We start from the raw sequence: 19,472 nt of genomic DNA, 5'->3' as shown, positions 1-19,472 counted from the left end.
GGGGTGTATGCGGACAATTGTTCGGGACGTGTCGCGACTGACTTGGCAGAACGACCGGCCATAAGGCCAAGTGTTACTGCCTGTTCATCAAAATTGGCGTTTGACTTAGCCGGACAGCATCGCACTATAGGCTTTTCGCGAAAGAAAGTTGTGTGACATGATACCCTCTCTGATGCCGAACTATAATCGGATCGACGTTTCGTTCAGCCACGGCGAGGGCGTGTGGCTGATGACGGATGATGGTCGCCGATTTCTGGATTTCGGCGCGGGGATCGCGACCTCCTCGCTCGGACATGGTCATGCCGGCTTGACCCGGGCGATTGCCGAACAGGCCGCCAAGGTGATGCATGTTTCGAATCTTTATCGTGTGCCGCAGGCTGAACGACTGGCGGCGCGGCTGGTGGACGCCAGTTTCGGCGACAGCGTGTTCTTTTGCAACTCCGGCGCGGAGGCCAATGAGGCACTGGTCAAATCGTTCCGCAAGACGATGGCCGATGAGGGTAAGCCGGAACGGTTTCGGGTGATTTGCGCCGAGGGTGCGTTTCATGGTCGGACACTCGCGATGATCGCCGCGACCGGCAATGCAAAATATCTGGCGGGGTTTGGCCCGGCGGTCGACGGGTTCGACCACGTGCCGTTCAATAACCTGAACGCGTTACGCGCTGCGATTACGCCGGAGACCGCGGGGATTCTGGTCGAACCCATTCAGGGTGAGGGCGGGGTGCGGCCGGCCTATGGGGAATACCTGCAAGGATTGCGTGCGGCGGCCGATGAGTTCGGCCTGCTCCTCGGGTTCGACGAGGTGCAATGCGGCATGGGGCGGACCGGCAAATTGTTTGCACATGAATGGGCCGGCGTTATGCCGGACGCGGTCAGCATGGCCAAGGGAATCGGGGGCGGGTTTCCGCTCGGCGCGCTGGTCGCCAACGAGCGTGTCGCAAAACATCTGGTGCCGGGCAGCCACGGCACGACCTATGGCGGCAGCCCGCTTGCCTGTGCCGCCGGCAATGCTGTGCTCGATGTCGTTCTTGCACCGGGATTTCTGACCCAGGTCGAACAGGTGGGTGCGCGATTCCAGGCCGGACTCGAAGCGTTGGTGCGCCGGCATGGCGATGTATTTGGCGCTGTGCGCGGACATGGGCTGATGCAAGGTCTGGTCTGTCTGGTGCCGAACGGCGAAGTTCAGACGGCGTGTTTCAACGAGGGGTTGCTGGCGGTCGCCGCAGGAGACAATGTGTTGCGTCTGGTTCCGCCGCTGATCGTCTCGGAATCGGAAATCGATGAGGCGCTGGTCCGGCTGGATGGTGCGGCCCGGCGGTGCAAGCCGTCACTGTTCGCGGCTGCCGCGAAATGAGCATTGCGATCGGGACAGGCAACAATGACAACCAACCGAGGCACTTCCTTGATCTGGCACTGATCGAGGCGCCCGTTTTGCGGCGAATCCTCGATCAGGCGGCCCGGTTCAAGCGCGCCGGCCGATCGGCCGCGCGGCCGCTCGCCGGACGGTCGCTGGCGCTGATTTTTGAGAAACCGTCGACGCGGACACGCGTAAGTTTCGAAATGGCGATGCGCGGCCTGGGTGGCGATGTGGTGATGCTGTCATCACGCGAAATGCAGATCGGTCGGGGTGAGACGGTGGCAGATACTGCGCGGGTGCTGTCGCGCTATGTCGATGCGATCATGCTGCGGACGGATCGGGAGGCGAAACTGCGGGAACTGGCTACCTATGCTACTGTTCCGGTGATCAATGGCCTGACCGAACGGTCGCATCCATGCCAGGTGATGGCGGATGTGCTGACGTTCGAGGAGCGGCATGGTCCGATTTCCGGGCAGACCGTCGCCTGGATCGGCGACGGCAACAATATGGCGAAAAGCTGGATCGAGGCGGCGGCACGGTTTGGGTTTCGCCTGAATTTGGCCTGCCCAGCCGAATTGCGCCCCGACGCTGCTGCTGTGGCATGGGCAGAGGCGGCGGGCGCCAATATAGTCCTGACCGAAGACCCCGATGCTGCAGTTGCCGATGCGCGTTGCGTGGTCACCGACACTTGGGTGAGCATGGGCGATGACGATGCCGAACGCCGGCATAACCTGCTGGCGGGCTTTCAGGTGAATGAACGATTGATGGCGCGTGCATCAAAGGATGCGATATTCATGCATTGCCTGCCGGCGCATCGCGGTGAGGAGGTCAGCGCCGGGGTGATCGATGGACCGCAGTCGGTCGTGTTCGATGAGGCGGAAAACCGGCTCTATGCGCAGCAGGGAATCCTGGCGTGGGCTCTGGGTGGTTGAGACCAGCGGATCGTCGCGTGTTAGGGCGGGTCGCACCTACCGGATCGCCCAAACCTTTTGAAATTAACGCCGCCCCGCAGTCGCGGAAGCGAATTGTGTCCGGCTCAACTCCAGACGGTAAAAGCCGCTATCAGCAGCAGAATAACAACAAGACTGATGACGGTCACGACCAGAAACCGGGTGAACCCGTTCCAGCCCGCTTGGCTGCCTTGTTCGAGTTGCTCCAGACCGATAGGGAGGTTGTTCGGTGTATCAGTATCAGCCATCATTACCGCCTTGACCCTTTCGAATCCCATCCGCTTGTTATCGTGTCACACGCTTTCGTGACATGTTCAATGGTTATTGCGTCTTGGCGTCAAGCGCAAGGGCTGAGTAAAGCCACCGTCGGATCAGCGTATCTCGGCTGGACGCCGATGTGATGACGGAGCGCCATAGGGTAAATGATATGCTCCTGTACGAGAACCCGTTCGCTGAGCGTTATTTCGGTGTCATCGGGCAAAACCGGCACCGCCGCCTGCGCGAGAATCGGCCCCTCATCCATCGCCGCCGTGACCAGATGCACCGTGCAGCCGTGGATTTTGGCGCCCGTCGCCAGAGCGCGCGCGTGCGTGTCGAGGCCGGGAAACGCCGGCAGCAACGACGGATGGATGTTCAACATGCGTCCTGCCCACAGCGTCACGAACGCGGGCGTCAACAGCCGCATGTACCCTGCCAAACATACGATGGTGCAGCCGGCACCGATCAGGGCCTCATGAATTCGGGCTTCGTGCCCAGCGCGGTCAGTGCGGAAATCGCGACTCGGCATTGCCATGGCGGCAATCCCGTGCTGGCGCGCAATGTCGAGGCCGACGGCATCGGCACGGTTTGAGATCACAAGCGCGACCTCGGCCGGGTAATCGGCATTGGCCGCGGCGCGGATGAGCGCCTGCATGTTCGACCCTCGCCCCGAGATCAGAATACCGACACGTTGCTTCATGTAAATAAAGCGTCGGGGTCGGTGATGTGGATTGCCGGGGGACCGTCAGCGGCGACAATCCGCCCAAGGCGGCACGGTGCCAGCCCTTGGCCGGACAGCAGCGTGGTCGCGCCATCGCAATCGGTCTCGCGGACCACCAGAACCATGCCGATCCCGCAATTGAAGACCCGGAGCATCTCAGTCGACGCTACGCCGCCGGCACCGGCCAACCAGCGAAACACCGGCGGCATCGGCCAAGGCTGGTCGATCACGGCAGCGCAGCCTTCAGGCAACACGCGCGGTACATTGCCAGGCAACCCGCCGCCGGTGATATGGGCGGCGGCCCGCAAGAAGCCGGCACGGGCCAGGGCAAGCACCGGGTGAACGTATAGGGCCGTTGGTATCATGAGCGCGGCACCCAGGGTTTGCGCCGGGGCAAACGGGGCCGTATCGTCCAACTTGATCCCGGCGGTGTCGATAATGCGCCGCACCAGCGAAAACCCATTGGAGTGAACACCGGAACTCGGCAATCCGAGCAGAATGTCGCCAGGGGCGACCCGGTCGGGGAGCAGAGTGCCGCGCTCGGCGGCACCGACGGCGAAACCGGCCAGATCGTAATCGCCTCTGCCGTACATACCCGGCATTTCGGCGGTTTCACCACCAGTCAGCGCACAGCCCACTTGGCGACAGCCTTCGGCGATTCCCGCAATGACGCGGGTCGCGATCGCGGGATCAAGCTGGCCGGTTGCGAAATAATCCAGGAAAAACAGTGGCTCTGCGCCCTGCACCACGAGATCGTTGACGCACATTGCGACCAGATCAATCCCGACGGTATCATGAATACCGGTATCGATGGCGAGGCGAAGCTTGGTGCCGACCCCATCGGTGGTGGCGACCAACACAGGATCGGCGAAGCCGGCAGCCTTAGGGTCGAACAGCGCGCCGAACCCGCCGATACCGCCGATGACGCCGGCCCTGGTCGTCGCCTTCGCAAGCGGTTTGATCATATCGACCAATTGGTCGCCGGCCTCAATATCGACGCCAGAATCGCGATAGGTGACGCCGTTCCTGCCGTCGCTGCTGGTCATGCACGTCTCCGATGCGCTAATCGTCATTCATGAACAACCGGCGCACAATGGTCACCAACGATACGTCGCTCGATGGCGGACGGCAGCGCGCGCTGCGTTCGGCGCGGTTATCACCACAACGCCGGAGCAAGCGCAACCAGGCAGATCAATCATGCCGGATGGCATAAATCGTCACAGTAGCAGGGCCGGCGCTTCAACCGACGTCGCGACACTTCCGAACGTGCTGACGTTTGGCCGGATCTGTGCGGTTCCGATTGCAATCTGGTTGGTCTTGCGCCGCGACTGCGCAATTGCGGCAATACTTTTCGCGCTTGCGGGGCTGACCGACGCGTTGGACGGATGGCTCGCGCGGCGCCAGGGACCGTCTATCCTGGGCACATTGCTCGACCCCCTGGCCGACAAATTGCTGCTGACATCGATGTTTATCACGCTGGCCGCGATTGGGCTGCTGCCGTTATGGCTCACGATCCTGGTCGTGTTTCGCGATGGCATGATTATCGGCGGTATCGGCTTGCTACGCTTGCTCGGCAGAACCGTTGCAATCCGGCCGCTGATCATCTCCAAGCTGAACAGCGTCGCCCAGATCACGCTGGTTGGCGTTACTCTTGCCGAGGCTGGCTTCGCCGTGCATCCACCCTATATACGTCCGATGTTGATCGGTCTCGTCGCGCTGACCACGTTGATTTCAGGAGGGGCTTACGTCATGCGCGGCAGCAGATTGGTATGAATGGACGGATCGAGGCGGGGCCACGCTGGCAACGTTTCCTAGCGATTGGCGCAGCTGTTGTACTAGCGATAGTTTTTTTACGTCTGTTCTCTTCAATCTTGCTGCCGTTCGTTGCCGCCGCCGGAATCGCCTACTTCCTTGATCCGGCTGTTTCCGCGTTGACGCGCCTGCGGATTCCACGCTCGCTGGGCACCGCGATCATGTTGCTGACATTGATCGCCGGCGCTGCACTGTGCATCCTGCTGCTCTATCCACTCATTTCTGCGCAGATCGGGCTGCTATCGCAGCAATTGCCTAGCATGGTCCAAAATCTGCAGAAATTCGCGACCCATGAAATCAACAGCATCCAACAGAAGTTCGGTCAGGGTTTCGTTTCCAGCAAACTCAAGTCGCTGGTCAGCAACGAAGCCGGAACGCTCATGGGCTTCGTCGGCACGGCGGCACGGCGCGTGGTCGGCACTGGGTTTGTGCTGATCAATATTCTGACGCTGCTGATCATCACGCCAATCGTCGCATTCTACTTCCTGCGCGACTGGCCGTTCGTGATCGCCCGGATCGACTCGTGGTTACCGCGCTCCCAGGAAAGCGTGATTCGTAATCTTTCGCAGGAAATTAGCCGAATTCTGAATGCCTGGTTACGCGGCCAGGCCATCTGCTGCCTGTTTCTGGCAGTCTTTTATGCTGTCGCCCTTAGTATCGCGGGCTTGAATCTGGGCCTGGTCGTGGGGCTCACCGCCGGGCTGTTATCGTTCATTCCTTATGTTGGCACCATCGTCGGTGCCGTCTCCTCGATTATTCTGGCTCTGGGCCAGTTCAGCGGGATCGATCACGTCCTCGTCATCGCGACCATTTTCGTAGTCGGTCAGTTACTGAACGATTATGTCGTGGCGCCGCGGTTCCTGGGCGATCGACTTGGCTTATCGGCCGTATGGGTGATCTTCGCGCTGTTTGCCGGTGCCGAAACCTTCGGCTTTCTCGGCGTCATGCTCGCCGTACCCGTTACGGCGACCCTGGGCGTTCTGGCGCGCTTCTGGCTGCATCACTATCTCCAGAGCTCTTTGTATCTGGACCCGCCGAAGCCCAGTGCCTGACAACGCGACAGCCGCACGCCAACTGGCATTGCCGTTTGATGAGCCGGATCAATTCTCGGCGGCCGATTTTATCGAGGCTCCGTCAAACCAAGCAGCAAGGGCCGCCCTCGCCGCACCAGTAAATTGGGTCAACAACAGGCTTGTATTGTGGGGCGATGCGGGTTGCGGCAAAAGCCACCTCTCCCGTCTTTGGGCTGCCGAACGCGAGGCGGAGATCGTTGAGGCCTCGCAACTGCGCCAAACCCTTTCGTCATCGCGAGCGGCGATCGTCATCGAGGATGTCGACACGATGGCCGCCCCGATCGCCCTGTTCGCAACATTGGAACGGGCATCGGCAAGCCAGAAACCGGTCCTGATGACAAGCAGGACACCCCCCGCCCGCCTTGCCATCGACCTCGCCGATCTTGGGAGCCGCTTGCGCGCCAGCCTGACCATCCAGATCGCACCCGCCGAACCCGCGTTGCTCGATGCCATGCTCATCCGCCTCGCGGCCGCTCGACAAATGGCTATTTCTGCGTCGGTCCAGCAATTTCTGCTCGGCCGCCTCCCCCGCCGCCCTGCCGTATTGCGCGAAGCAATCGCCCGCCTCGATCGCTATGCGCTCGCACTCGGCACCGCGCCGTCCCGCCGGATCGCCGAACGGCTCCTCGGTGAACTCGCTGATCCGCCGGAGGAGGAACAATCGATACCGCAGCCCGGCCGCCAAGCTGAATTTCATGCAACGGAAACGCCATCGCTGCTTTAGCGCTGCGCCGATTCATGCCAACATCCTCGGATGGATAGTAGCACACATGTCAGCGCGAGGGAGGCACCGATCACAATCGCAGACCCCGCGCGCTTCATCAACCGCGAGCTCTCATGGCTCGACTTCAATTTGCGCGTGGTGGGCGCCGCTGAAAACCCCCGTTATCCATTGCTGGAGCGTTTGCGCTTCGTCTCGATCAGCGCCTCGAATCTCGATGAGTTCTATTCGGTCCGCGTAGCCGGGCTGATCGGTCAAGCCCGCGCCGGGCTCGTGCTGCATTCATCCGATGGGCAGACGCCGACCCAGCAACTTGCCGAGGTCAACCGCTGCGCCCGCGGCCTGCGTGAGGCCCAGCAGCGTGTTCTGGCGGAGTTGCGCGCCGAACTCGCCGCAGTCGGACTGACCATCATCAGCACTGGCGATCTGAGCGGAGAAGATCACAAATTCCTCGACAGTTACTTTATGGAACGGGTCTTTCCCGTTCTCACGCCCCTGGCGATCGATCCAGCCCATCCATTTCCCTTCGTCCAGAATATGGGCCTCGTGCTCGCGCTCAAGCTGGTCCGCGAAGACGATGCCGGGGTGATGCGCGCGCTCATCCCACTCCCAGCCCAGATCCGGCGTTTCATCCGCCTGCCGGACGCATCGTCCGCCACCATCCGGTTCGTCATGCTGGAGGATCTGGTTGCCCTGTTTCTTGACCGGCTGTTTCATGGTTTTCGCCATGCTGGCTCAGGGCTGTTCCGCGTTTCACGCGATACCGATGTCGAGTTCGAGGAAGAGGCCGAGGATCTTGTGCAATCCTATGAATCGGCCCTGAAACGCCGCCGCCGGGGTGCCGCGATCCAACTGACCCTTGCAGCGAATATGCCGGAGGACCTGCAAAGTTTCGTGATCGACGAGGTCGAGGCCCCGGACGACGAATTGTTCATCGAAGCCGGGATGCTGGGATTGGTCGATCTGAAGGAAATGATCGTCGACGATCGCCCCGAATTGCTCTTTCCCGCCTACACGCCCCGCTTTCCCGAACGCATTCGCGATTTCGGCGGCGATTGTTTCGCTGCCATTCGCAACAAGGACATCATCGTACACCACCCGTTCGAGAGTTTCGACGTGGTCGTGCAATTCCTCCGCCAGGCTGCTGGCGATCCCAATGTTGTCGCGATCAAACAGACCCTGTACCGAACCAGCCGCGACTCGCCGATCGTGGGTGCACTGATCGAAGCCGCTGAATCTGGCAAAAGCGTCACCGCCATGGTCGAACTGCGCGCCCGCTTCGATGAGGAAGCGAACATCCGCCTCGCCCGCACACTGGAGGCCGCTGGCGTGCAGGTCGTGTACGGCTTCCTTGGCCTGAAAACCCACGCCAAACTGTCCTTGGTCGTCCGCCGCGAAGGCAGTGCGATGCGAGCCTACGCCCATTTCGGTACCGGCAATTACCACCCGATCACGGCGCGCATCTACACGGATCTGTCGTTCTTCACCTGCGATCCCGAACTGACCCGGGACTCCGCCCGCCTGTTCAATTACATGACCGGCTACGCGCGCCCCGAGCACATGGACCAACTCGCGTTCAGCCCGATCAGCACGCGCCGGACGATCGAGGCTCTGATCGATGCTGAAATCGCCGCCGCGAAAGTTGGCCGGCCATCTGGAATCTGGTTGAAACTTAATTCCCTCGTCGACGAACGACTGATTGACCACCTCTACCGGGCATCGGCAGCCGGTGTGCGGATCATCTGCGTCATACGCGGCATCTGCTGCCTGCGACCCGGTGTGCCGGGACTGTCGGAGACCATACAGGTCAAATCGATCATTGGCCGCTTCCTGGAGCACGCACGCATCGCAGTGTTCGCCAATGGCGCTGACATGCCCTGCCGGGACAACAAGGTTTTCATATCGAGCGCCGATTGGATGGCTCGCAACATGGATTGGCGGGTTGAAACCTTCGTCCCGATCCACAATGCAACGGTGCATGCGCAGGTGCTTGACCAGATCATGGCGGTCAACTTGCGTGATGACGTCGATTCCTGGAGTCTCGGCGCAGACGGTAACTGGTCGAAAATACCACAGGGACCACACCCCGTGTCCGCCCATGAGTATTTCATGACAAATCCATCGCTATCAGGTCGTGGCTCAGCGTTGCGTAACCCGATTAACCATCAACAGCGTGAACGCAATCGATATCGCAAAACATTCCTGATCAACGAGTAATTAACGGCACCTGCAAAGTCTGTTTTACGGCCGCCAGATGATCATAACAGATCGCATGCGCCCGCCACAACGCCGCAACGTATTCCGCGACCTGCGACTGCCGTGTCGCCGCCGGCACAATCGGGCTTCCAGGGCAAGTCAACAGCGCAGTTGGAATTGCCGGCTGCACCAATTTGATTTTGGTGATCGTCACAGGCTTGCCCACAGTGCACCCTGCTACAAGGCAGCACATGAGTATCAATCTGATCATCGCGGGGCTCCTTGTGTTTTGGCGATCGATGCCAGAGTGTTCGCCAAAACTGGCGCGACGGTGGCATCATCCTTGGAGGGTGCTGTCGCAACCGTTTGGAGCAAGCCGTCAGTGAAGCGAGTGATCTGACTGTCGCTCGCCAATGTCGTCGCCAATGTTGCCTGCCAAGCCGCATCTTCCGCACGCAAGACTTTCAAGGCAGCCATGTTCTGCTGGTTTATCGCGCTTAGCTGGACGATCGTCGATTGCGCGGATGCAATATCCCCCTGAGCGGTTTTCAACTGATCGCGCAGATACCAGACATAAATCAAACAACCAATCACGCACAAACCGCCAATCAACCATGGCAAAAATCGCGTTATATATGATGCAAGCAATGCCGGCATTCTAGCCTCCAAACCGTGAACTCAACCCCATGCCGATTGCCCCAGCGGCAATCGCCGAACCCAGACCCATGCCGAACCGCTCCGGCTCAAACGCCTGATGCCGCACAAGAACGGCGAACAACTCGAGCCCGATAAAGCTAAGCACCCCAATGATGGACAACACAGCCAACTCGTCAGCACGACCATTGGAATCCGAAATAAGTTCCGCGAATATACGTTTCATGTTGAATGATCGCCGATCATGACAGCGAGTGCAGAACATGCGCGGCAATACTGCCAACCACCGCTGAAAGCAGCCCCACAACAATCATTGTTACCCGATGACCACCGGACTGTTCACCCCGGAACTGGGCCAGATCTGCATGAAATCGTGATAGCTCCTTGACCAGCTCATCACTCTTGCAGACGAACCGGTCCTGCGCTGTCTCAACCTGCATCTCGAATCGGCTGCGCCAGGTCTCCAGTGCCATATGACGTGCCTCGATGGCTACAATATCCCTGCGCGCCGAAGCCACTTCCGTCTGCAATAGCCCGACCTCAGATCGCAGGTCCGCCATCGCATCGCGCAGCAGCGCGATCGCATCATCCGCCATGTCTTTAGTCAGGAACCGTCGCCAACGGCACGCCGTAGGCTGTCGCTTGAAGTGGCATGTTGATCGAGAATGATGCACCAAGATCAGCCGCCATCGACCAGCCAACAGGCGGCGTGACTTGCGATAAGTTGTCAGTCACTGCATCACCTCTCCCAATTTGGTTACTACCGTAAGGATAATAGAACAGGCATTGACTGGCAGGGCTGGCCGGCGCTCGCGCCAATGTCACCGAAACATGGGTCGCATCAATCCGCACTGCCGCGGTCGCGGCGATAATCGGGCCGGGATTGGCGACAGTGCCACCATCCATAACTGCAAATCCCGCACCGTTGGTGGCTTGGAGCGGTACGATCAGATCATTTCCCGCATCATGCTTGATCGTCAGAACAACCTCGGTTGGCGTCGCCTGATATGCATGAACAATACTCGGCCCCCCCGCGATCGGCAGACCAGATACCGGAAACGCCGCAGGTGAGATCGTATCGGACAACCCCAATGCAATCATGGCCCGTGCCGCCACGTGCGAGCCGATCTGGCCATATCGCAACAGATCGGGTTGATCGCGGTGCTCCGGGTCGCCGCCGGCAAATATCCCGGTCACCGGATTCCATGTCGCATTCAGCGGGTTGGAATCGGCCGTCTGTGAGACAAACATCCGAATGCCCTGCGTCGGGTCCTGCGCAAGGTCAAACACGCTCTCGCGCACCATCTGGACGCCGGCATCGGTTTCATAGGGAATCGCGCTCCACATCAACAGAGGCATCTGCGCCGCGGACCGCCCGAACAAGCCGCGCGTCGCAGCTGCGAGTTGAACGACGCTGCCTTTGTAAAGCGCCTTGTTGGAATACGGCGTGGTGCTGTCCTGCTCGGACCAGGGCCAGAGCAAAAAGGCGATATCGCTTGCATCCGCGGCCGAAACGAGGGCCTGCGCGCCCGTCAGATACGCGGTTAGCGCCTGACCATCGGGCCCGAGGGCCCAGGTCGATGGAGACGAACCATCACCCGGATTAGTCAGGAATGTTCCACTGCCCGCGCCCGGAGGAAACAGCGGCGGCGATGAGTTCGATATCGGATGACCCGAGACCATGGAGTAGCGGGCCGGGCTGATGTAGCTCCCGGACTGTAGCGACGTCGCGGCCCATGAGGCAGCCCCAAGATACCAAGCCACACCACGCGCAAGCGCAAGCGGTGCCCCGGACTGGACGAACCATTCAGCGTTGGATTGACCCATCACCAACAGATTGACGCCGCGCCGACTTCTGAGCACCCATCGCCCCTGACAAGCGATCAGCGTCGCGATATCGGCAGCATCCAGCGCCCGCGCCCAATGTGCCGCCTCATGAAACCAGCATTGTGCCGAACCCTGCGCCGTACTGTCATGAAACAGCAAAACCTGCCCACCACTTGACGCCGGTAATGGATTTGCTGCCGCCGTTACCACCGGTACGCCATCGAGCCAGACATCCACGCCCGATCCGGGTGTGTTCCGCATGATCAGCGCGTGGCTGTGACGGCGCGCCAATGTCGGCGTAATCGTCACGCTATGCGGTGTGTTGGCAAACAGCACCAAACCAACGCCTGTTGGACCACCCGCCTGCACAACAGTGATCCCGCTTGCCATATCATGGATCAACGGTGTCGGGTCGTTATTGACCTGATAGGTGCCCTGCCGCCAGTTCGGCCGGGTCCATACCAAGTATACTGTCCAAGCTGCAGCATTACCCAGGTCGAGCGCCGCCAGCGATAATCCCCAATCCGGATCGAGGCTCGGTCCGTACTGGGCAATGGTCGCGTCGGGGCTGCCCACGGCACCCAGAAAGCCATTAATGCGCGGAACCACGAGCGTCGGGTTTGGCGTTACATTAACGAAATAATGGAAAGGAACCAAAGCCGCGCCTTGGCCCGTTTTATCAGCAAGCGCGCCCACCGTACTGTTGAAGGAACCCACAACATTGCCGTTTAAATCCAGAACGCCGCTCAACGCGCCGGCATCCCACCATCCCGCCAGGCCCGTGATAACCGAAGGGTAGGGACCTGAGAACCCGGTTGGCAGTGGCGCGCCAGAACTACTAGCTGCGAGCGAGCTTGATAAAATCCGCCCGGCCGACGATGCGAGAGGATTACCGCTCGCAACCACCATCAGTGCCATCCTCAGGTCACCTGGATCGAAAACGTTGAAACGACGGCGTTCGTCCCGCTCGTAGTCTCGACCCAGATGTAGTAGGTCCCTGCCGACGCTGGCACAGTCGCGTAAATCGCCCAGACGGTGTTGTTGTCGATAATCGCCGCATTTTGCCAGCCTGTCGTCGGGCGCACCGTGTTACTGGTCGAAAACGCGATCTGTGTCGCTGTCGACTGCGGCGGGCTGACACCGCCGTTCAACGCCAACGTGCCCGACCCTGCCGCTATGCTCACGCTCGCGGGTTGATTGACCGTGTAACTGATCGCAGCAACGCTGGCCGATACAACAATCGCCCCCGATACTGCCTGAATACTGACATCGTTGATCTGTTCCGCCCAAACGTAATAGGTTCCTGCCACAGAACCCGCCACCAGAGACGTACTCCAGTTTGCACTGCTAACGCTTGCCGCTGCGTAAACGGTCGGTGCAACTGTGCTGCTCGCGGAAAGCCCAACCTGCACCGCTGCACCAGACGGCGCCACGGTTCCGGTCACAGGAATCGCGCCGCCAACCGTCACGGACGTCGGCACGGCACCAATTGTGACGGTCGCTGCCGTTATGGTGAACGGCGGGCTGGTACCAACCACCGCAGTGTTCGCGTGATCGCGTACCATGATGGTATACGTCCCGGCCGCCATGCCCGGCACTTGGAAGTGATACGATGTTGCACCGATATTCGGCGTGACTGCTGCCGTCCAATGATTTCCGTCGAACGAGTAGTCAAGCGCGGTCGGAGTATCATCGAACAAACCACCGCTTACAGTGAACGCTGTATTCGGCGCGGGCGCGGCAACCATCGCAACCGTAATCGTGGGTGAGGTCGGCGCGATACCGTTCCACCACACGATCGAACCACCGGAGTATGTCAGACCGACAATCTCAGCGCTCGCACCTGGTGGCAGCACGCTGCTACCTGTACCAGAAACAATGCCCGCCCCCATCGTCACGACTCCCGCCGAGAGGTTGATCACACGGCATGAAAATCCGCTACCCATATTCGTGAAATTCGCCGACAAAACCATCGGCTGGCTCACCACTAACACGCGCTGGTTATGGTTCGTCGCATCGAGCACCGTGTTCGCCGTTAACTCGACCACACCAGCCCGCATTGTCGGAATTTTCTGTCCAACGTAAGTCCAGATGGCCGCGAAACTCTGACTCGCCAGCGCGTTGCCGCTCTGGGCGACCAGCAACTGATCAGAATCCGAAACCGGTCCAGCCGCGGGCAACTGATCAATCGTCTGCCCACCGATCAACTGCTGATAGGTAATCCAGGCGTTTGCACCGTTCTGCCAGATCGCGACGTAATCAGTGCCGGCGATGGTGCTGGCGGCATTATTGCTTCCCGGTGCAAGCAGCCCCGCGCCCGGCGGTCCTACCGGCCCCGCCACACCTTGCGGCCCACTCGCCCCAACAGGTCCCTGAGGCCCCACCGGCCCCGCAATCGCGCCCGCCGTCACACTAAACGTCCCGTTCGGATCAATGGCAATTCCTGCGCCAGCACTAAACAGGCCGCGCAACAAACCCATCGGCAGGCGACTGGGCGCCCCTGCAGCGTTCACAATCACCTCGTCATCGATCGCGAAACTGCCAAGCAGGCCGAATCTCAAATGATCGGTGCCGTTCGCCTCAAGCGTGGTGGCCGAAAGTGCCAGTCCGCCGCCCAGCGAAAGCGCTTCCGGCATCCCGGTGCCGGCGCTCGCTCTGCCCAGCACCTCGCCGGTCGGGAGCACAATCTCTGTCTGCAGACCTGCGGTAATCTGTTCGACCGAGGCCGCATAGAGTGTACCACCCTGCGATAACGGCAAAAGATCGGTAAGCCCGACCGTAGTCGCGGTCGGAAGCTGTGGTATCATGGTCATGGATAAAATCCTTGTCGGCGTTTCGGAAGCGATCTGACGAGGGCTTAAGCGACCGCCACCCACCCTGTGGCATCCGTCGCGGATTGTTTGATCCAAAACGTCGCGTTCAGACCGCCATCCAGATTCCGGTAGCTGGAACCAGGAACAGCTGAGACAATGCCCGCCGGCGAACCGCGCCCGATCAATGTCACACACCCGGTCGGCTCCGTCGTCGAAATCAAACGGACACCGCCGCCCACAGCGGGACAGAGCTTCACATCGCCCGCCTGACTCTGAAACGTCACACTGCCATCGCCGTCCGGCGACACGTAATCCGATTGCATGAACCGCGTCGCCTGCCAGGCGCCTGCCTCGCCGGCCCATTCGATCGTCGCACCCGTCGGCACCGTAATTGTCGCACCGGTCCAATTCTCCTGAGCCGGCACGCTGCCGGCTGCAGCAAAGCCAACCGGAGCAACGCAATGCACCGCCAACCGCCGTCCCTGTATCACCGGCAACCCAACCTGAACCGATATCGTCGCACCGCTGCCATTGCCGCTGATCACCGCAGCAGTGCCCGCACCATAGCCACTGCCAGCGTTCGTAACGGTGACGCCAATGATTACGCCACCAGAAATCCAGGCCTGCGCAGTCGCACCGCTCCCCGTCCCCGTAATCGAAATCGTCGCACTGCTATAGTTTGAGCCGCCGTTAGTCACCTTGATAAAACTGATCTGCCCCGCAGTCGCAACAGCGGTGGCACTCACAATACTTTCAACCAACCCTGTGCTCTGCGAAACCGTCACGCGATCGAGTAAATCTGGAAACACCAGCGTATTCACCCCACCGACACTGGTTGGGTTCACCGAAAACGAGTCAGCATAGTTCAATATATTACCGCGCAGAACCAGAGAATCAGTGTACGGTAAAAGCGCATTGAGCGGGTTACCTGCCGTACCCGATGACACGATATTATCTGTGACGACCACGCGCTGTGGGGCGTCGCGCAGAACGATCCCGGATCCCCCCGCGCCATAGCAGACGTAATTGCCTAGGATCGATAGATTATTGCAACTAATTCCAAAGTTATCGCCTCGGCCATCAGACTCGACATTCAAAGCCATGATACCTGCGACACAATCCTGAACATAGTTGCCCCGAACCGTGCAATTCTGGGATCCACCGATGCCGATCCCAATCGTCGGCCCATCAATGTAGTTGCCAGTCAGTTCGACATAGATCGACCCACCCGCATCGATCCCAAAGCCGCCCGATCCCGTGATCATGTTATCGGCGATCCGGCAATAACCGGTATTCGCCAACATACCCCCACCGGCGGGACCATTATTGACGATCAAATTTCCCGATACCAGAATATTTCTGCCAGATATCGAAATACCATAATTGGTGTTATCAAATACACAATTATTGGAAACCAATCCTCCGAGCACATCCGGGTTGGCGTTGCCGTAAACCCCAGGCTCGGTGTTGGTCGCATTAAAATTGCCGACCGATATTCCCGTCTGATTGTTCCAGCAGGTATTCCCGACAATCTGGACATCCCTGATCTTCAAAACAAATGTGGAATCTTGACTATCCACGTAAATGCCGTTGCGCGCGTTGTCATGGGCGCGACATGCAGTCACAGCGACCGAATCGCAAGCCGCCACCCACATGCCGTCAACCGCATTGGCCGTAAATTCACAATCATGCACATGGTGACGGGTCAGTGTCGGGTCGCTCGGCGCAATCGCCAGCCCCCAGCCATAAATCGAACCCATGGCATTGCGAAACAACGACCGCGTAATGTTCGCATTCGTGCACGAAGCCTGCACCACCACGCCCCAAGTGTCCGCCGTGACCGCCCGATTGGCATCAAACACAATGCCGTCCACAAAAAATTGGGTCGCCGTCACGCTGATCCAGGCGGGATTGCCGGATGTTCCAACCGCACTCTGCGCACCGCGGGTCAGCACGGTCGTGCCGGGAATGCCCAGTAACGCGGCGCAGAGTCCGCCAATGTCACATTCACCGTCAATCCGGTACGTCTTCGGCCCAAACCGCACCGGATTGCCCGACGCCAATGCAGCAATCAGCGCCGCCGCGTCATTGGTCACCCCATCACCTGCCGCGCCGAAATCCTCGATCGCGACAGCATTGGCACCTATCGCCGCCAACGTCCGCAGCTTGGAGGCACCCGCTGCAATCGCCTCCAACGCTCCGGCTTGAATACCCGGCACGCCAGCCATCCCCTGCATGAATGCCGCATAAGGCAATGCCGCATTCGCGCCACCTTGGCCGAGCGCCACCAGATCATTCACGCCAGGCGTCACGCCCTCCGGCAACCCAGCAATCGCAAACGGCGCCGCCGCGGCCGACAGAACCGTGCCGTTCAGAGCAAGATTAGCCCCGATACTGATCGGAACCGGGCTCGCAACCCCAGGGCCCACGCCGCCCAGCAGGCTGCCTTGTGGCAATGCGAGAGCCTGCTGCATCCCCGCCAAAATCTGCGCCCGCGTCGCGGCAACGGTTGCGCCGTTCTGAAATATCGGTAGTTCATCGCTGTCCGAAACCGAAGCAGCAGCCGGCAACTGTCCAATCGTTGGCATGTATGCTCCTTCAATCCGCAGTAATCGGCTGGCCGGAGGGGCTGGTCAGCGGCACGCCGCCCAGCGTGGTAATTGCCGTCGGCGGTGCCGGTACCGAAGCAAGCGCAACGACCGGCAATGCAATGCTGCGCGCGAGGCTCCGCCCACACACCGTCGAAATCCCGATTGTCACGGTGTAGTCAGTGCCTGGTTGGCCGCCGCTCAGCCACAGGATAGCCCGCGTTCCATCCGCGGCGGCCGACGCGAGGGTCAGATCACCGGGATTGGCGGGTGAGATCGCGACGCTCATGGTCGCAATCGTATCGCCGGGATTGCCGGTTAGCGCCGGCGCGATCTCGAATACATAGTCCAACGTATCGCCCGGATCCTTCTCCGGCCACGTCAAAGGCTGTGGCGGTAGCAAGGCAAGCCCGCGCGGGGTGGGAATAAAACCCTCGATTTCGATCAGCCGCGCCGATGAGACCTGCCAGGCATGGCCGATCTGCGTTGTCGTTCCACTCATGATGCCTGATCCCGCTCAATATTCGACGATCACGCGACCCGGCGCGCCGGCACCACCAGGGCTTCCAACCGAATTACTGGTCGAAGTGGTGGTACCGCCGCCGCCGCCGCCGCCGCCAAATCCGGTCGCCGCGAATCCGGCAACCGGCCCACTGGCACCCCGACCCCGACCGTCGCCACCACCATCACCTCCCCGGGATGCGATCGTGATGCCATCACAGCCCATCGCCCCAGCCTGAACGATCCGCGCGCCCCGACCCATGCCGCCAGCACCGCCGGCGGTTGCAAACAGCGCCGTCGTCCCGCCCTGCCCGCCGCCCCCGCCTGACGCGGACAAATAAGCGCCGAAGCTCGAGGTCCCGCCGGCGCCGCCATCGCCCGCGCTACTCGGCGGGACCCCGCCCGAACCAACACCCACCGCAATCACCTGCCCGGGCACCAAACCACCGATCACATCGATCGCCGTGCCACCCTGGCCGCCGCCGCCACCGGGCAAAGTCGCGTGATACCCCGCAGCACCACCACCGCCGATCGCCGTAACCTTCACCTGCGAAACACCCGCCGGAACCACGAAACTGCCGGATGATTCAAAAACCTGGATCGCAGAAAAACCAGGACGCAGCTGTGGTAATTTGAAGCTCAGAAACGGCGCGGTCGGCATCGTCACGATATCCGCGGCCGTGATCGCGCTCTGTCCGTAATTGACCGTAACCACATACAACCCAACCCATCCCGCATCGACCGCGGGCGTCGTCTGCGTCCCGGCGCCCGCCGCGGCACCGGGCTTGACCTGCAACTGCACGCGCTCGATCCGCACGGTATCCTGCGCCCCACCGGAATTATTTGGCCCGGAGTACGGCACGGCAGGATTGGCGGCATTCACATATGGCAGCACCACAGGCACAGTGTCGACTTCGGAAAACGTCGCCTCGATCAGATAATTGACCGACTGGCCCGAACTGCTCGGCGCCGCAAGCGTGAACGTCACAGGATCGAGGTTGATCCCTGTCTTGACCGTCTGTTCCGCCACATCCGCCGTCAGGCTACCATAACCATTGGCGTCCACCGGCCCATACTGGGTGATCGAACCAGGCGCGACCGTCACCGTCAATGAGGCTGGCACAGTCGGTGAACAGGCCAGCCCATCGGCGACGACGCCGGTGCCAAACACCGCCGCGTTCAGCGCACCGATGCCAACGAGCACGTTACGATTGATATTCAGAATATCCGTGTCGAGCGGAATGGCGCCCGGATAGACGATCGTGCGATCCATGAAATATCCCTTGATTGACAACAAAAACGTTTCAGAAGCCACGCCCGCTCAGTCGGAAAGCCGGGTCCACGCAACGCCGTTCACCGGCAGCACCCCGACAATGGCGGCATAGATCTCGGCATCGGTGATCAAGCCCGGGTCATCGGCCAGATCGCTCCACGCCATCGGCGCGGTCGCGTAACCCCCTGGTCCAAAATTGTAGCCACCATTATTCCCGGACGCCGTGACAACCGGCCGGTACGCCGTCACGAAGCATTGATACGGCAACATCAGGCTTCCGTAGCCGCCCATGGCGTTGTAGCCGAGCGTGTTACTTGAATAACCACCGGTATCCCCGGTGTTAAACGGCTCGAATACCACCGGAACCCGACCCGTCTCGACAATCAGTGCCGCAATCAGCGCATCCCGGGTCGCGCGCGGTGCCAACAGATTCGACCTGATCCGCGCACTGAACGCAGCATCGGTCTCACCCGCCCGTCTGGTCAATGCGGTACCAAAATAATCCTGCGCCGCAATATCCAAAAATGGTCCGCTCGCGGTCGCAATCCGCGTCTGCAACGCAGCGAACCCGATCAGCGCATATAAAGCCGCCCACACCGCCGCGACGCCCCCGAGCACGGCATCGAGCACCGGCGTGGCATCTGCAAACCATCGTGTCGGCAAGACTGCCTTCAGCCGCGCTAGCATGTCGGCCGAACTACCGGACGGAACCTGTGATCCGCTCATCG

19 protein-coding genes are annotated in these 19,472 nt (G+C 60.5%); 6 read left to right on the top strand and 13 right to left on the bottom strand.

Annotated features, from left to right (window positions below; all coding sequences use genetic code 11):
- The first annotated feature begins 157 nt into the window (after positions 1 to 157).
- On the top strand, positions 158 to 1,354 hold the full coding sequence (locus tag BW994_RS10615) for an aspartate aminotransferase family protein (RefSeq protein WP_029312158.1): 1,197 nt from the start codon (positions 158 to 160) through the stop codon (positions 1,352 to 1,354).
- Positions 1,351 to 2,289, top strand: a complete 939-nt coding sequence (gene argF, locus BW994_RS10610) for an ornithine carbamoyltransferase (protein ID WP_029312159.1) — start codon at positions 1,351 to 1,353, stop codon at positions 2,287 to 2,289. Before BW994_RS10615 ends, argF begins: the two co-directional genes overlap by 4 nt.
- A gap of 104 nt (positions 2,290 to 2,393) precedes the next feature.
- On the opposite strand, the gene BW994_RS19670 is transcribed toward argF, so the two are convergent.
- The 3 genes from BW994_RS19670 to purM all read right to left on the bottom strand — a co-directional run bounded on the left by BW994_RS19670 (position 2,394) and on the right by purM (position 4,332).
- Positions 2,394 to 2,555, bottom strand: a complete 162-nt coding sequence (locus BW994_RS19670; protein WP_156038136.1) for a hypothetical protein — start codon at positions 2,553 to 2,555, stop codon at positions 2,394 to 2,396.
- 89 nt (positions 2,556 to 2,644) lie between these two features.
- Positions 2,645 to 3,265, bottom strand: coding sequence for a phosphoribosylglycinamide formyltransferase (purN, locus tag BW994_RS10600; protein ID WP_029312161.1), 621 nt, complete (start codon positions 3,263 to 3,265; stop codon positions 2,645 to 2,647).
- Positions 3,262 to 4,332, bottom strand: a complete 1,071-nt coding sequence (purM, locus tag BW994_RS10595; RefSeq protein ID WP_029312162.1) for a phosphoribosylformylglycinamidine cyclo-ligase — start codon at positions 4,330 to 4,332, stop codon at positions 3,262 to 3,264. Before purM ends, purN begins: the two co-directional genes overlap by 4 nt.
- Between purM and BW994_RS10590 the strand changes: the two genes are divergently transcribed.
- The 4 genes from BW994_RS10590 (at position 4,301) to BW994_RS10575 (ending at position 9,109) form a co-directional block, all read left to right on the top strand.
- Positions 4,301 to 5,059, top strand: a complete 759-nt coding sequence (locus BW994_RS10590; protein WP_245594133.1) for a CDP-alcohol phosphatidyltransferase family protein — start codon at positions 4,301 to 4,303, stop codon at positions 5,057 to 5,059. The two genes, purM and BW994_RS10590, sit on opposite strands and share 32 nt — an antisense overlap.
- Complete coding sequence (locus BW994_RS10585) at positions 5,056 to 6,150, top strand: AI-2E family transporter (RefSeq protein ID WP_029312164.1); 1,095 nt, start codon at positions 5,056 to 5,058, stop codon at positions 6,148 to 6,150. Before BW994_RS10590 ends, BW994_RS10585 begins: the two co-directional genes overlap by 4 nt.
- A gap of 289 nt (positions 6,151 to 6,439) precedes the next feature.
- Positions 6,440 to 6,895, top strand: coding sequence for a hypothetical protein (locus BW994_RS20540; protein WP_408734950.1), 456 nt, complete (start codon positions 6,440 to 6,442; stop codon positions 6,893 to 6,895).
- Positions 6,896 to 6,925: 30 nt separating this feature from the next.
- A complete protein-coding gene (locus BW994_RS10575; protein WP_051657389.1) occupies positions 6,926 to 9,109 on the top strand; it encodes an RNA degradosome polyphosphate kinase in 2,184 nt (727 codons plus the stop codon).
- On the opposite strand, the gene BW994_RS10570 is transcribed toward BW994_RS10575, so the two are convergent.
- Genes BW994_RS10570 through BW994_RS10525 form a run of 10 tightly spaced genes read right to left on the bottom strand, consistent with a single transcriptional unit; the run spans position 9,099 to position 19,470 of the window.
- Entirely contained in the window at positions 9,099 to 9,359 is a 261-nt protein-coding gene (locus BW994_RS10570; protein WP_245594135.1) for a hypothetical protein, read from the bottom strand. The genes BW994_RS10575 and BW994_RS10570 overlap by 11 nt on opposite strands.
- Positions 9,356 to 9,745 carry a hypothetical protein gene (locus BW994_RS10565; protein ID WP_139334073.1) on the bottom strand — a complete coding sequence of 130 codons (390 nt, stop codon included), beginning with the start codon at positions 9,743 to 9,745 and terminating at the stop codon, positions 9,356 to 9,358. Before BW994_RS10565 ends, BW994_RS10570 begins: the two co-directional genes overlap by 4 nt.
- A gap of 1 nt (position 9,746) precedes the next feature.
- Positions 9,747 to 9,968, bottom strand: coding sequence for a hypothetical protein (locus BW994_RS10560; RefSeq protein ID WP_029312168.1), 222 nt, complete (start codon positions 9,966 to 9,968; stop codon positions 9,747 to 9,749).
- 16 nt (positions 9,969 to 9,984) lie between these two features.
- Entirely contained in the window at positions 9,985 to 10,338 is a 354-nt protein-coding gene (locus BW994_RS10555) for a hypothetical protein (RefSeq protein WP_029312169.1), read from the bottom strand.
- 4 nt (positions 10,339 to 10,342) lie between these two features.
- Positions 10,343 to 12,487 (bottom strand): hypothetical protein, encoded by a 2,145-nt coding sequence (locus BW994_RS10550; protein WP_029312170.1) that lies wholly within the window; start codon positions 12,485 to 12,487, stop codon positions 10,343 to 10,345.
- A gap of 2 nt (positions 12,488 to 12,489) precedes the next feature.
- The gene (locus BW994_RS10545) at positions 12,490 to 14,382 is read right to left on the bottom strand and encodes a collagen-like domain-containing protein (RefSeq protein WP_029312171.1); all 1,893 of its coding nucleotides are present in this window, start codon (positions 14,380 to 14,382) and stop codon (positions 12,490 to 12,492) included.
- 44 nt (positions 14,383 to 14,426) lie between these two features.
- The gene (locus tag BW994_RS10540) at positions 14,427 to 16,970 is read right to left on the bottom strand and encodes a right-handed parallel beta-helix repeat-containing protein (RefSeq protein WP_029312172.1); all 2,544 of its coding nucleotides are present in this window, start codon (positions 16,968 to 16,970) and stop codon (positions 14,427 to 14,429) included.
- A 10-nt stretch (positions 16,971 to 16,980) separates the two neighbouring features.
- Positions 16,981 to 17,472, bottom strand: a complete 492-nt coding sequence (locus BW994_RS10535) for a phage fiber-tail adaptor protein (protein WP_029312173.1) — start codon at positions 17,470 to 17,472, stop codon at positions 16,981 to 16,983.
- Between the two features lie 15 nt (positions 17,473 to 17,487).
- Positions 17,488 to 18,744, bottom strand: a complete 1,257-nt coding sequence (locus tag BW994_RS10530; protein ID WP_029312174.1) for a glycine-rich domain-containing protein — start codon at positions 18,742 to 18,744, stop codon at positions 17,488 to 17,490.
- A 48-nt stretch (positions 18,745 to 18,792) separates the two neighbouring features.
- Positions 18,793 to 19,470 (bottom strand): hypothetical protein, encoded by a 678-nt coding sequence (locus BW994_RS10525; RefSeq protein WP_029312175.1) that lies wholly within the window; start codon positions 19,468 to 19,470, stop codon positions 18,793 to 18,795.
- Between the last annotated feature and the right edge of the window lie 2 nt (positions 19,471 to 19,472).

The organism is Acidiphilium rubrum (assembly GCF_900156265.1).
Classification (GTDB): Bacteria; Pseudomonadota; Alphaproteobacteria; order Acetobacterales; family Acetobacteraceae; genus Acidiphilium; species Acidiphilium rubrum.
The sequence above is the reverse complement of the archived record's forward strand: the minus strand, read 5'-3'. Positions and strand labels throughout refer to the sequence as shown.

What these genes read in the sequence shown, in the direction of transcription:
- BW994_RS10615 (WP_029312158.1), top strand. Translation starts at nt 158, where the DNA reads ATGATACCCTCTCTGATGCCGAACTATAATCGGATCGACGTTTCGTTC.
- argF (WP_029312159.1), top strand. Translation starts at nt 1,351, where the DNA reads ATGAGCATTGCGATCGGGACAGGCAACAATGACAACCAACCGAGGCAC.
- BW994_RS19670 (WP_156038136.1), bottom strand. Translation starts at nt 2,555, where the DNA reads ATGGCTGATACTGATACACCGAACAACCTCCCTATCGGTCTGGAGCAA.
- purN (WP_029312161.1), bottom strand. Translation starts at nt 3,265, where the DNA reads ATGAAGCAACGTGTCGGTATTCTGATCTCGGGGCGAGGGTCGAACATG.
- purM (WP_029312162.1), bottom strand. Translation starts at nt 4,332, where the DNA reads ATGACCAGCAGCGACGGCAGGAACGGCGTCACCTATCGCGATTCTGGC.
- BW994_RS10585 (WP_029312164.1), top strand. Translation starts at nt 5,056, where the DNA reads ATGAATGGACGGATCGAGGCGGGGCCACGCTGGCAACGTTTCCTAGCG.
- BW994_RS20540 (WP_408734950.1), top strand. Translation starts at nt 6,440, where the DNA reads ATGGCCGCCCCGATCGCCCTGTTCGCAACATTGGAACGGGCATCGGCA.
- BW994_RS10575 (WP_051657389.1), top strand. Translation starts at nt 6,926, where the DNA reads ATGGATAGTAGCACACATGTCAGCGCGAGGGAGGCACCGATCACAATC.
- BW994_RS10570 (WP_245594135.1), bottom strand. Translation starts at nt 9,359, where the DNA reads ATGATCAGATTGATACTCATGTGCTGCCTTGTAGCAGGGTGCACTGTG.
- BW994_RS10565 (WP_139334073.1), bottom strand. Translation starts at nt 9,745, where the DNA reads ATGCCGGCATTGCTTGCATCATATATAACGCGATTTTTGCCATGGTTG.
- BW994_RS10560 (WP_029312168.1), bottom strand. Translation starts at nt 9,968, where the DNA reads ATGAAACGTATATTCGCGGAACTTATTTCGGATTCCAATGGTCGTGCT.
- BW994_RS10555 (WP_029312169.1), bottom strand. Translation starts at nt 10,338, where the DNA reads ATGGCGGATGATGCGATCGCGCTGCTGCGCGATGCGATGGCGGACCTG.
- BW994_RS10550 (WP_029312170.1), bottom strand. Translation starts at nt 12,487, where the DNA reads ATGGCACTGATGGTGGTTGCGAGCGGTAATCCTCTCGCATCGTCGGCC.
- BW994_RS10545 (WP_029312171.1), bottom strand. Translation starts at nt 14,382, where the DNA reads ATGACCATGATACCACAGCTTCCGACCGCGACTACGGTCGGGCTTACC.
- BW994_RS10540 (WP_029312172.1), bottom strand. Translation starts at nt 16,970, where the DNA reads ATGCCAACGATTGGACAGTTGCCGGCTGCTGCTTCGGTTTCGGACAGC.
- BW994_RS10535 (WP_029312173.1), bottom strand. Translation starts at nt 17,472, where the DNA reads ATGAGTGGAACGACAACGCAGATCGGCCATGCCTGGCAGGTCTCATCG.
- BW994_RS10530 (WP_029312174.1), bottom strand. Translation starts at nt 18,744, where the DNA reads ATGGATCGCACGATCGTCTATCCGGGCGCCATTCCGCTCGACACGGAT.
- BW994_RS10525 (WP_029312175.1), bottom strand. Translation starts at nt 19,470, where the DNA reads ATGAGCGGATCACAGGTTCCGTCCGGTAGTTCGGCCGACATGCTAGCG.